Origin of the sequence: Okeania sp. SIO2F5 (genome assembly GCF_010692685.1) — a bacterium.
In the GTDB taxonomy this organism is placed as follows: Bacteria; Cyanobacteriota; Cyanobacteriia; order Cyanobacteriales; family Microcoleaceae; genus Okeania; species Okeania hirsuta.
Map to the genome: position 1 here is coordinate 27232 of NZ_JAAHGU010000020.1, position 12611 is coordinate 39842.

7 protein-coding genes are annotated in these 12611 nt (G+C 34.6%); 4 read left to right on the forward strand and 3 right to left on the reverse strand.

Annotation, left to right across the window (positions count from 1 at the left end; all coding sequences use genetic code 11):
• A partial coding sequence (locus F6K27_RS10310; RefSeq protein ID WP_287275882.1) for a tetratricopeptide repeat protein occupies positions 1-4196 on the reverse strand: 4196 nt, incomplete at its 3' end.
• A gap of 345 nt (positions 4197-4541) precedes the next feature.
• Here F6K27_RS10310 and F6K27_RS10315 point away from each other — a divergent pair.
• Positions 4542-5036 carry a hypothetical protein gene (locus F6K27_RS10315; protein WP_287275884.1) on the forward strand — a complete coding sequence of 165 codons (495 nt, stop codon included), beginning with the start codon at positions 4542-4544 and terminating at the stop codon, positions 5034-5036.
• A gap of 905 nt (positions 5037-5941) precedes the next feature.
• On the opposite strand, the gene F6K27_RS10320 is transcribed toward F6K27_RS10315, so the two are convergent.
• Complete coding sequence (locus F6K27_RS10320; protein ID WP_287275885.1) at positions 5942-7180, reverse strand: pyridoxal phosphate-dependent aminotransferase; 1239 nt, start codon at positions 7178-7180, stop codon at positions 5942-5944.
• Between the two features lie 811 nt (positions 7181-7991).
• On the opposite strand from F6K27_RS10320, the gene F6K27_RS10325 reads away from it, so the two are divergent.
• Entirely contained in the window at positions 7992-8138 is a 147-nt protein-coding gene (locus F6K27_RS10325) for a hypothetical protein (protein ID WP_287300861.1), read from the forward strand.
• Between the two features lie 761 nt (positions 8139-8899).
• Here the strand turns inward: F6K27_RS10325 and F6K27_RS10330 are convergent.
• A complete protein-coding gene (locus F6K27_RS10330; RefSeq protein WP_287242750.1) occupies positions 8900-9079 on the reverse strand; it encodes a hypothetical protein in 180 nt (59 codons plus the stop codon).
• Between the two features lie 200 nt (positions 9080-9279).
• On the opposite strand from F6K27_RS10330, the gene F6K27_RS10335 reads away from it, so the two are divergent.
• Positions 9280-9411, forward strand: a complete 132-nt coding sequence (locus tag F6K27_RS10335; RefSeq protein WP_287300862.1) for a hypothetical protein — start codon at positions 9280-9282, stop codon at positions 9409-9411.
• Between the two features lie 211 nt (positions 9412-9622).
• Positions 9623-12334, forward strand: coding sequence for a TIGR03960 family B12-binding radical SAM protein (locus tag F6K27_RS10340; RefSeq protein ID WP_287275886.1), 2712 nt, complete (start codon positions 9623-9625; stop codon positions 12332-12334).
• Positions 12335-12611 lie beyond the last annotated feature (277 nt).

Here is a 12611-nt window from a genome sequence, read left to right on the forward strand (position 1 = left end):
TCAGACACAAAAGGTAATAAAATCCAAACTGGTTTACCTAATGCTCCTGCCAAGTGAGCAATAACTGTATCTATTGTAATTACTAAATCTAATTGTTTTATTGCTGCTGCTGTATCAGCTAAATTCTTAAAAGATGAACCTAAATTATATACTTGAGTTTGACAGTTCAGCCATTCTAAATCTGTTGGAGATACTTCCTTTTGTAAAATATAAAAATTAGCTTTACCTATACTGAGAATTCCCTCTAAATATTCAACTGGGCAAGAGCGTTTTTGACTGGTGTTAATGTTACTCTTTGTTTGCCAACATATGCCGATTTTGAGATTTTTTTCTGGAGCAGGTGGCATCTGAAAATCAGTAGATTCAGGAACAGATAAATAAGGAATTTTAGCAGGTATAGTTTCTAAGGTAGTTCCTAAAATTCGAGGTAAACTCATTAATGGAATTTGCAGGTGAAAATCTGGTAAAGTTTCACCTTTAACAAATAATTCATCTATTGCTGAGACAGTAGTAAATAATAATTTTAGTCCTGCTTGATTACATTCAACAATTACCCGCCCTCCTAGTTTTTTCACTAGAGGAATATAGCGGATAAATTGAATGGAATCTCCTAATCCTTGTTCGGTATAAACTAACAAAGTTTGACCCTGAAAATTTGAACCATCCCACAGAGGTTGAGAGAAATTACGAGAGCTAAAACCTTTCTTTTGCCAACGCCATTCATATTCATTAAATCCTTGAATAAAATTTCCTTGTTTCAGCAAGATACTTGCCAGACCAAAGTGAGCATTTGCATGATTTTTATCTAATTTCAGAGCTTGTTGATAATATTTTTGAGATTCCACCAGTTTTCCTAGCTCTAAAAATATAAAGCCTAGACCGTTATATGCTTGAGCATAATGTGGTTGAAGTTCAATAGCTTTTTGATAATGTTTAATAGCTGCATCAATTTCCTGTTTATCCTGAAGTGCAACAGCTAAATTATTATGAGTTTGAGCATAATTAAGATTAACTTTTAATGACTCTTGATAATAAGCGATCGCCCGCTCTATTTCACCTGCTTGATAAGCACATAAACCCAAAATTCCTAAAGCTCGAAAATTATGGGGCTGCTTTTGAATAATATTTTGACAAATATTTGCTGTTTCTTGAAAGTTTCCCGACTTGTATTCTGCCAAAGCTTGTTTTATCTGAGCAGCGGTAAATTTTGTCTCCCTAATTTTTGGCATTTGCTCCGCAGAATAATCATGCACTAGGTATTTTTTTAAACTTTCCCCAACTTGTTCAAATACATTCTCCCAATCTCCTATTTTAGCCTGTCTAAATAATCGCGCTGTCGGATACCAAGGACTATCATTTCTATCTAACATCCATCGCCAATCAGAATCAAAATTTAATATTACCCAAACTGATTTACCTAATGCTCCTGCTAAATGAGCAATAACTGTATCTATTGTTATTACTAAATCTAATTGTTGGATCGCTGCTGCTGTATCAGCTAAATCATTAAAAGATGAAGCATTATTATATACTTGAGTTTGAGAGTTCAGCCATTCTAAATCTGTTGGAGATACTTCCTTTTGTAAAATATAAAAATTAGCTTTACCTATACTGATAATTTCCTGTAAATATTCAACTGGGCAAGAGCGTTTTTGACTGGTGTTAGCGTTACTACTTGTTTGCCAACATATCCCTACTTTGAGATTTTTTTCAGGAGCAGGTGGGATGGCAAAATTGGTTAACTTTGGTACAGATAAATAAGGAATTTCAGCAGGTATAGTTTCTAAGGTAGTTCCTAAAATTCGAGGTAGACTCATCAATGAAATTTGCAGGTGAAAATCTGGTAAACTTTCACCTCTAATAAATAATTCATCAATTCCTGAAACAGTCGTAAATAATAATTTCAACCCAGCTTGATTAAGTTCAACAATGACACGCCCTCCTAATTTTTTTACTAGAGGAATATAGCGAATAAATTGAATGGAATCTCCCAAACCTTGTTCAGTATAAACTAACAAAGTTTTGCCCTGAAAATTTGAGCCATCCCACACAGGTTGAGAGAAATTAGGAGCACTCAAACCTTTCTTTTGCCAGCGCCATTCATATTCATTAAATCCTTGAATAAAATTTCCTTGTTTCAGCAAGATACTAGATAAACTAAAGTGTGCATTGACATGATTTTCATCTAATTTAATAGCCTCTTGATAATATTTTTGAGATTGGGTAAGTTTTCCTAGCTCTAAAAATATACTCCCTAAACTATTATATGCTTCAGCATAATTTGGCTTAAGTTCAAGGGCTTTTTGATAATGATCAATAGCTGCCTCAAATCGACCTTGATATTGCAAAATATTTCCTAAATTATACCATGCCTCAGCATAATTAGGACGCAATTTAATTGCAGTTTGATAGTGATTAAGTGCAGCATCAATTTCCTGATTATTTTTAAGTGCAACAGCCAAATTATTATGAGTTTTTGCATAATTAGGATTAATTTTTAAAGATTTTTGATAATAAGCGATCGCCTGTTTTATTTCATTCTTTTGATAAGCACATATACCCAAAAGTTCTAAAGCTAAAAAATTATTAGGCTGTCTTTTTATAATCTTATGGCAAATATTTGTTGCTTCTTCCCAGTTTCCTAATTGGTATTTTTTGAAAGCTTGTTTGATTTCACTATCATCAAATTTTATATCCATAGTTTTTGATATTTGCTTTTGAGGATAACTATTCTCCAGGAAATGTTTTAAATTATCTTTCACCTGTTCAAATACATTATCCCAATCTCCTATTTTAGCCTGTCTAAATAATCGCGCTGTCGGATACCAAGGACTATCATTTCTATCTAACATCCATCGCCAATCAGACACAAAAGGTAATAAAATCCAAACTGGTTTACCTAATGCTCCTGCCAAGTGAGCAATAACTGTATCTATTGTAATTACTAAATCTAATTGTTTTATTGCTGCTGCTGTATCAGCTAAATTCTTAAAAGATGAACCTAAATTATATACTTGAGTTTGACAGTTCAGCCATTCTAAATCTGTTGGAGATACTTCCTTTTGTAAAATATAAAAATTAGCTTTACCTATACTGAGAATTCCCTCTAAATATTCAACTGGGCAAGAGCGTTTTTGACTGGTGTTAATGTTACTCTTTGTTTGCCAACATATGCCGATTTTGAGATTTTTTTCTGGAGCAGGTGGCATCTGAAAATCAGTAGATTCAGGAACAGATAAATAAGGAATTTTAGCAGGTATAGTTTCTAAGGTAGTTCCTAAAATTCGAGGTAAACTCATTAATGGAATTTGCAGGTGAAAATCTGGTAAAGTTTCACCTTTAACAAATAATTCATCTATTGCTGAGACAGTAGTAAATAATAATTTTAGTCCTGCTTGATTACATTCAACAATTACCCGCCCTCCTAGTTTTTTCACTAGAGGAATATAGCGGATAAATTGAATGGAATCTCCTAATCCTTGTTCGGTATAAACTAACAAAGTTTGACCCTGAAAATTTGAACCATCCCACAGAGGTTGAGAGAAATTACGAGAGCTAAAACCTTTCTTTTGCCAACGCCATTCATATTCATTAAATCCTTGAATAAAATTTCCTTGTTTCAGCAAGATACTTGCCAGACCAAAGTGAGCATTTGCATGATTTTTATCTAATTTCAGAGCTTGTTGATAATATTTTTGAGATTCCACCAGTTTTCCTAGCTCTAAAAATATGTTCCCTAAACCGTTATATGCTTGAGCATAATTTGGCTTAAGTTCAAGGGCTTTTTGATAATATTCAATGGCAGCTTCAAGTTGAGATTCTGTAAGTTTTCCTAGCTCTAAAAATATGTTCCCTAAACCGTTATACGGTTCAGCATAATTTGGTTGAAGTTCAATAGCTTTTTGATAATGTTTAATGGCTGTTTCAAGTTGCTGGTTCTCCTTCAGTGCCAGACCCAAATTACTATGGATTTCGGCATTATTTTGATTCAGTTTCACAGCTTGATCAAAGTAGGCAAATGCTGCTTTTGCTTGCCCCTCTAAACCAGCAATAACCCCTAATAAATTCAGCAACTGCCAATTTTCTGTATCTCTTTCTAAGATTTGATGGCAGATTTTTTTCGCTAATTTTAAATTTCCTTTTTGATAATTCTTTACTGCGGAGTTAAAAAGATTTTCTAATGTCTGATTTTCCATAAATTTAGCCTACTTACAAAATTGTTAATTCAAATTAGTTAGAGTAGCGGAATTAAATTTTTAAATTTGTAGCTATTATTATAGTAGTCCTATTTTGGTTATGTAAAAAATAACGTTGAAAAACGCAACAGCTCTGAAAAACAATATACAAACGGAGTAACAGCTTCAGAGTTTTTATCTATTTTTTGAGTTTTTACAGCCTATTTAGAATTGCTATAGAGTCTTTCCAGACGGACAATTAATAATGTTGATTTAATCAACTATCTCCTGTCGTTAAGTTTTGCAGAATTACCCCATACCTAAGAACTATAATTTAAGACTTAAAACCTACTATACTTTTAAAATATGTGGCAATCTACTCAAGGCATTCCCAATATTCCCGATCTTACTCATCCCCAAGAATTAATTGAATTTGGCAATCACATTCTGAAACTATCTCTGATATTAATTATTTTCATTGGTTTCTTTGGTTTAAGTATAGCTATTATCAGTTTTACTATCCGTAATCAAAAATCAGAACCAAATATTTTGATTAATGAATTAGTGTCTCAATATTCAAGTTTACTGAAAAAGCTGCCACATCTAATTCTAGTTTTAATTTTGTTAGTGGGAGGATTTTTTCTCTGTTCAACTATCAGTAATCGTTATCATCATTGGGAACAAGCAAAAATTGCCAAAATTGCTGCGGGTGTGGCAGGAGAACGCCTCGAACAAATGGCTCCAAAAGTTCGTTATGTAGTAGAAGAACCATATACATATTATCAGTGGATTGATAATAAACAGGTTGAAGTTCAAAGTACGAGAAATGTCGATAAATATCTCAGAATAAATTCCTCATAAATTGAAGTAAATATTAATCAAGCTAAAGACGTTCAAAATCTTAAAGCTATTTATGTTGCAGATTTTTCCGCAGAATATCAAGTTACTAAATTTTTCTGTAATCCCCCCTGCCTTTGATGGTAACTTTTTGAGGGTTTTGGGCGTGATATCTAGCACTTTTTTCAACTCAAAAGAGGCTTGATACCAATTTTCAAAAAGAATGTTACGAATAGTAAGAACGATAAAAAGATTTTACAGGAGATGTCCCTTTGAAAAAAAAGATAATTTACGACCTAAAAAATCGTATTAAAGGCATTCCCATAGGACTCCTGACTTCTGACTCCTAAGAAATACTCTAGATATTTGTAGCAAACATTTATAAATTTGGTTTTAAACCTTAATTATTTGGTAATTTTTTTTTTTTCAAACACAATTATTGGTTGAAAATACTCAGTTTTTTCACCCTTAATATCATGTCCGAAGGCAATCGTTTGTGCAAACCAAAAGGTTATTTCAGTTATCAGTATCTCTACCTGTTTGCACAGCATTACGCAGGAAAGTCAGAGGCTTAAAATCTTGAACTTTATTTTTTTATTCCCTTGAAAGGGGGAGGGTTCAGACCTTATTATTTGATGAATATCTACAGGAAATTTAAGTTTTTTTCTTGCTCAATACCCTTCCTCCTTCTTCCTTTATTAGTTGAAAATCATCAGTTTTTTTCACCCTTAATATCATGTCCGAAGGCAATTATTTGTGTAAACCCAAAGGTTATTTCAGTTATCAGTACCTCTACTTGTTTGCCCAGCATTCCGCAGGAAAGTCAGGGGTTTGAAATATTGAACTTTATTTTTTTTATCCCCATTTTTTTATCCCCTTGAAAGGGGGAGGCTTCAGACCTTATTCTTTGGTGAATATCTACAGGAAATTTAAGTTTTTTCTTGCTTAATAACCTTCCTCCCTCTTCCCTCTTCCCTCTTCCCTCTTCCTTCTTGCTTTAATTGATAACTAATGCCTGCATCTTTCATTCTTTTTAATGCTGCATAAATCCGCTCTTCTTCCACTGTTAACGCAATACGAAAAAACCCTTCTCCAGAAGCACCATATCCATTTCCAGGAGGCACGATAATGCCACATTTGTCTAACAATAAGTTAACAAATTCTTGAGACGTATAATTTTTGGGAACCGGAACCCATACATATAAACTTGCTAAATTAGGTTTAATCGGCCACCCTAAAGATTGTAAACCTTCTATTAGAATATCTCTTCGCTTTTGGTAAACAGCTACTAAACTTTGCAACTCTTCTTCAGTAGTAGAAAAAGCAGCGATCGCCGCTTTTTGAATTGCTTTAAATACTCCAGAATCTACATTAGATTTAACTTGACTTAATCCTTTTATTCCTAAACTATTTCCTACTACAAAACCAATTCGCCATCCTGTCATATTGTAAGACTTAGATAAACTATGAAATTCAATTGCTACATCTTTTGCACCAGGAATTTGTAATATACTAGGAGGTTTATAACCTTCATAAGCCATTTCAGAATAAGCATGGTCGTGACATAGTAATATGTCATAATGGCGACAAAAGTTTACTAATTCCTGAAAAAAATCTAAATTAGCTGTCGCACCAGTAGGATTATTAGGATAATTCACCCACAACAATTTTGCTTTTTGAGCCACTTCTTGAGGAATAGTCTTTAAATTTGGCAACCAATTTTCACTCTGAAGCTGCATTGGATAGGGTTGACCCTCCGCAAAAATTGTTGAGGTGCGATAAACTGGATAGCCAGGGTCAGGAATTATGGTATAATCCCCTGGGTTGACAAAAGCTAGGAAAGTATTGTGAATTGACTCTTTAGAACCTATTGAAGAAATTACTTCTGTTTCTGGGTTTAAATCTTCAATGGCAAACCGACGTTTCATCCAATCTGCTGCTGCTTGTCTATATTCCTTTATACCTTTGTAGGGCGGATAATGATGATTGGTAGAGTCTTGAATTGCCTCATGCATTGCCTGGATAATATGTTTTGGTGTGGGTCGATCTGGATCTCCTGCCCCCAAATTAATGATGTCAACTCCTCTTTCAACTAATTCATTCCGTTTACGGTCAATTTCAGCAAAGAGATAAGGTGGTATTCGTTCTAACCTTTTGGCAAGCTGCATGGTGATTTATATAGACTCCTGAACTAAGTTAATCTACAATAGCAAAGTGTATCTTATCAAATTAAACAGGAGTCAGGAGTTTTTCCAAGTCAAAAGTAAAAATTTAAAAATGTTCAGATTTTTTTTATTCTTGTAGATTTAATTAAAATTATTATCTAACAAATTAGAATTTACTGAATAGACTATTCTTTACAACAAAAGCTTTTTATTCTTTTAGATTAAAAAGCTTTTGTTGACGGAATGCTCCGCAAACTGTTTAGATTTCTACTGAAACCAAGAGAAAGATAATTTATAGCATAAGCAAGAAGGAATCAGGAAAAATCTTACGTTGTCTGAGTTTTAAGTTTTCGATTTTTCCGCCTCCTTTCCTTAGGACTGCTATAAAATATATTTCAACCCAAACTATTAGTTGAAAACTATTTACAAAATCCTAAAACAATTACAAATCAAAAATGATTGACTGTCAGATGTGCGTCTTACATTCTGAGGAAACCTCGCCAATTAGCACTCGCTTTTAAATGCATGACTTTTAACTTCCGGGTAGCGACACTAGGATGTGGAGAGCAAGTGCTGTGAAAAAGGTATGGAGGGAATAGTAAAGGAGGGAAAGCAGTATTAAATAGTAGCAAACACAAGGATATAAGTACTCAATCTGCCCGCTTTTTTTAATAAGAAAAAACCTCAATCTATAATTTACATCTCAAATATAGCGTTTCTCAAGTTACTGAGGTACAGTTGTTTTTCTTCTTTTCTACTCCCTACTCCCTACTCCCTACTCCCTACTCCCTAAAAAAAATAAATTTTGTACCTCATGCTTCTTGGGAATTGCTTTGAAGAAGGAGACAGGAGACAGGAGACAGGAGACAGGAGACAGGAGGAAAATTACATGGGGATTCTCACCCCAAGTAATTTTGAACACCGTGTAGACGGTGGGGTATTAAACCCACAAAGAAAATGATAAAAATACTATAGTTATTAAATATATTGATAATTTTACCAAAAATTTAACTGTGAGTTATATTAAATCTCATTAATTAGCCATAATAAAAATTTTCTTCTTTATGAGAGATAATATTCTTCAAACTTCCCCTTGTTCTCTACTCCCTACTTCCTACTCTCTAAATTTTTTATTGTGGTTATTTAAAGAGACATAATATTAGAGGTTATTGAATTTGACTAAAGTTATACCAAATATGATTACTATAGACCAAGTATATTATGGAAAAAAGCTTGATAGAGATGGATTATAGTAGACTTTTGTCTGGTCTATCTCAACTGGATTTAGTGATGAAAAATTTTTATGAAAACTTATTAAGCTTAGAACTGTTAATGATGTAGAGAAGATAGCATGAAAATAACAAATAAAGAATTAATCAACACTCAAAATCTCAACCTAATACACCTAACTTATGCTTCTTAAATTTATCTCCAACTACATAAAATAAATCTACTTCACAAAATCTAGATAAAATATCAAAATTATATATAAAATTCAGATTTATGCACCCTAACAAAAAATATAATCATAATTCAACTAACTCACTAGACTCAGATACAATCAACTAAATAATTATACCCATTAAAGCATTTATTTTTCAAAGACCAAGGCTATCTATCAAAGACTTACATAATATACCAAATACCAACAATTGATAGATGTTAGATATCAGTTAAACATCTGAAATTTTCAACCATAATAAAATTCAAATGATTTGCAGTTTATATACTGGGAACAAGCTGGACTCTGCCTGCATCCATCTCCTCCATTAATAATTCTAATGCTTCATAATCTACATCAGAAATATAGCCAAGTCGTGTCAACTCTAAGTTGATTTGATTTTCGATTTCAGGAGTCAGTCTGCGAAAATAAAGAGCTTTAGATACAAGTTTCTGAATCATACATTTTGGTTCCATTGCTAATAGAAAAACCCTACATAATTAAATTCTCTGCTAAATGCTTACTCTTGTAGGTGATCTAATCCTAGACAAGAGAGTGATATGAATCATTTGGACTTGAAATTAGCAGTAACTTGTCATCTGTAAATCAGAATTTCACAGTAGTGGCGTGACACAGCTAAAATGGTGGATTAGATGGGGAGATGGGGAGATGGGGAGATGGGGAGATGGTAGATAAAGACACTAGAAACAAAAATCTATTACACAGTTTTAGGCGTGTCACGCCAGTAGTAAGTTTTTGGTGTTATCTTGAAATATGGGCATTGCTGATTTGAGGTACGATATCATGTCAGGATAAGAGCGCGAGTAAAAAACTTTCTCCTTCTACTACTGTTTCTTCTTCTTTCTTCCCTCCTGACTCGGTCCTTCCCTTCCTGGGAGAGGTTAGGGGTGGGTTGACTCCTAAGTAATTAAGATTAATATCATACACATATTTCAGCAACGCCGAAATATGTGTGTCCAAAAAATACAAGTTAGGTACGAATAGTGGCAGTAGCAGTAGAGAATTTACTAACATCCGAAATATTAAAACCTGCTCGTTACCTTGGTAATGAGTTGGGAGCATTCCATAAACCTTGGGACAACACTCAAGTCCACTGGGTACTCACCTATCCAGAAGTTTATGAAGTAGGAGCTTCTAATTTAGGACATATAATTCTTTATAATATCTTAAACTCTCAACCAAAACAACTATGCGATCGCGCATATTTACCCGCTCCAGACTTAGCACAGAAATTACGAGCTACAGATACCCCACTATTTGCTGTTGAATCAAGGCGATCGCTCACTGACTTTGATATTCTAGGATTTAGCCTCAGTTATGAACTAGGAGCTACAAATATTTTAGAGATGCTAAGTTTGGCAGGTATTCCCCTCACTTGGCAAGAACGAAAATTAACGTCCCACTCTCCTCAAGCACAACAAACCTATCCCTTAATTTTTGCAGGTGGTCAAACAGCAACTTCAAACCCAGAACCCTATGCAGACTTTTTTGACTTTATTGCTTTAGGAGATGGAGAAGAGTTACTGCCAGAAATTGGACTAATAGTCGAGCAAGGGAAAACTAATGGATTAACTAGAGAAGAATTACTCTTAGATTTAGCCCAAATTCCTGGGGTGTATGTGCCACAATTTTATGAAATGGCTAAAGATGGTTCTGTATTCCCCATTCGTAAGGATGTGCCAGAAAAAATATTGCGCCGAGTGGCCGCTCCCATGCCAGCTTATTCTATAGGTTTAGTTCCTTATGTAGAAACAGTCCATGACCGACTGGTAATAGAAGTACGACGTGGATGCACCAGAGGATGTCGCTTTTGTCAACCAGGAATGTTGACTCGACCAGCAAGAGATGTAGAACCAGAAGAAATAGTAGATACTATCGAAAAGGGTTTGAGAGCTACTGGACATAATGAGTTTTCTTTACTTTCCCTAAGTTGTTCTGATTATCTAGCATTGCCAGCAGTGGGCACTGAAATTAGAAATCGCCTCAAAGATGAAAATATTTCTCTATCTCTACCCAGTCAAAGAGTTGATAGATTTGATGAAAATATTGCCAATATTATTGGTGGTACGAGGCAAAGTAGTTTGACCTTTGCACCAGAAGCAGGCACCCAAAGAATGCGGGACATTATTAATAAGGGATTGACAAATGAAGAACTTTTGCGAGGAGTCAAAACCGCTTATGAACAAGGTTGGGATAAAGTTAAGCTCTATTTTATGATTGGTTTACCTGGTGAAACTGATGCGGATGTATTGGGTATTGCAGAAACAGTTCATTGGTTACAACAAGAGTGTAGGACTAAAGGTCGGAAGAAACTACAGGTGACTCTGACAATTTCCAACTTTACTCCAAAACCTCATACACCTTTTCAGTGGCATTCTGTCTCAGTAGCTGAATTTGAACGTAAGCAAGAATTACTGAAGGCAGAATTTAGAAGAATGAAAGGTGTAAAGGTAAATTATACCGATGTTCGTATCTCAGCAATGGAAGACTTTCTAGGTAGAGGCGATCGCCGTCTAGCATCCGTAATTCGCCGTGCTTGGGAACGAGGAGCAGGAATGGACTCTTGGTGGGAAAGTTTGGACAGAGCTTTTGCTGCATGGAGTGAAGCTATTGCAGAATCAGACTTGAGTTGGAAATATCGCCAAGTAGAAAATGGTGAGTGGAATGTATTTCATAATACAGAAAATTCTACTGAAATTACTTCTGCTCAAAATTTATCATCTCGACTTGACCAAGCTCTACCTTGGGATCATATAGAGACTGGAATTGATAAAAATTGGCTCAAAGAAGATTTACACAAAGCTTTAGCAGCAATAACTGTTCCGGACTGCTTTTTCGCAACTTGTTCTCATTGTGGTGTATGTGGTCCAGATTTAGGTCATAATATTGTAGTCCCGCCTTTGCCTATTCCAGAATTTGATGGTCAATTTGTGCCAAACCAGAATAAGGTACAACGTCTAAGAGTGTGGTTAGGGAAGTTGGGAGAAATGGCTTTAGTTAGTCATTTAGATTTAGCTCGACTATTCGCTCGTGCAGTTCGTCGCAGTTCTATACCTATTGCTTTTTCAGGCGGATATCATCCAAGTCCACGAATTATTCCGGCTAGTGCTTTATCTCTTGGAACAACTAGCACAGGAGAAATTGTGGATTTTGAGTTGACAGAACCAATGGATGTGGTAACATTTCAAAATAAATTGGGAGCTGCTTTACCAACGGATATACCCATATATAAGGTTGAAGAAGTAGAGGTAAAGAGTCCTTCTGTATCTCAGATATTAGAGAAAGCAGAATATGTTTTGAAGGTCCGGAAAATAGCTGAATCTTCAGAAAATTTAACAGAAAATTTCTACAATCAAACAACTGAAGAAAAGCCAAATTGGCAAAAGTGGGTAGAGGTAATTAATAATAGTGAGTCAATTCTGTGGGAACAAACAACTAAGTCAGGCAAAGTAAAAGTTATTAACTTACGCGATCGCTTATTTGAGTTGGAGTATATAGAGTATTCAACCACTGATATTTTTTCTTTAGAAACGAAATGGGACGCTAAAATATATGGCATTCTTCGTTATGTAGGAAGTTATCAGAATGATGGAACTTTACTACGACCACAACATATAATTTATATGCTGGAACAAGTAAGCAAACAGGAGTTTGAATTACTGCATTCTCACCGGAAAAAGTTGTTTTTGAGGTGATATAAATTAAATAAGAATCTATAGTTAGGTTTTTGTTTTTTTTAGTGTCAGAATTGATAAAATTACTTTACAAAGGAGGAAAAAGGTAAGAAGGTATAAGTTGGAATAGAAATCCTACAAATAAATGATCGGGATTTAAATCAGGAAACCTTTACTCTCTTATCTTTCCTAAGCATTCAGCCGTCAGCTATTAATTTTGGTAAAGGTAAAAGCAACCTTTGAAATTGAGTTTGAATAAAAGTTGCTGCCAAAGTCCCTTTCCTGAACCTTAGAAGTA

Coding starts and splice junctions, on each gene's coding strand:
- F6K27_RS10315 (WP_287275884.1), top strand. CDS start 4,542: ATGTGGCAATCTACTCAAGGCATTCCCAATATTCCCGATCTTACTCAT.
- F6K27_RS10320 (WP_287275885.1), bottom strand. CDS start 7,180: ATGCAGCTTGCCAAAAGGTTAGAACGAATACCACCTTATCTCTTTGCT.
- F6K27_RS10325 (WP_287300861.1), top strand. CDS start 7,992: ATGCTTCTTGGGAATTGCTTTGAAGAAGGAGACAGGAGACAGGAGACA.
- F6K27_RS10330 (WP_287242750.1), bottom strand. CDS start 9,079: ATGATTCAGAAACTTGTATCTAAAGCTCTTTATTTTCGCAGACTGACT.
- F6K27_RS10335 (WP_287300862.1), top strand. CDS start 9,280: ATGGGGAGATGGGGAGATGGGGAGATGGTAGATAAAGACACTAGAAAC.